The organism is Nocardioides abyssi, assembly GCF_030412915.1.
GTDB classification, from domain to species: Bacteria; Actinomycetota; Actinomycetes; order Propionibacteriales; family Nocardioidaceae; genus Nocardioides; species Nocardioides abyssi.
In genome coordinates this window covers 1-241 of the sequence record NZ_JAUHJR010000233.1, presented here as the reverse complement: position 1 = coordinate 241, position 241 = coordinate 1, and the positions used below count along the sequence as shown (strand labels likewise).

Annotated in this window: 1 protein-coding gene; it reads right to left on the bottom strand. The window is 77.6% G+C overall.

Features of this window, described 5'->3' with window-relative positions; genetic code table 11:
• The coding region (locus QWY29_RS20620; RefSeq protein WP_300963087.1) for a hypothetical protein at nucleotides 1-241 on the bottom strand (241 nt) is incomplete at both ends.

Genomic DNA, 241 nt, shown 5'->3' with positions numbered 1-241 from the left:
CCCCGCCCCGCCGGCGCAGGTCGAGGTCGCCCACGACCGCGTCGGCACGCAGGAGCGCCTGGGCCTCCCATACCTTCGACCACTTCGCGTAGTACGCCGCGTAGGAGCCGATCGTGCGCCCGCGCGGCCCCTGCTTGCCCTCCGGGCGCAGGTCGGCGTCGACCGCGAGCGGCGGGTCGCCGCCGGGGAGGCCGAGCAGGCGGCGCAGCTCGTTGGCGACCGCCTGGGCGTACGACGACGC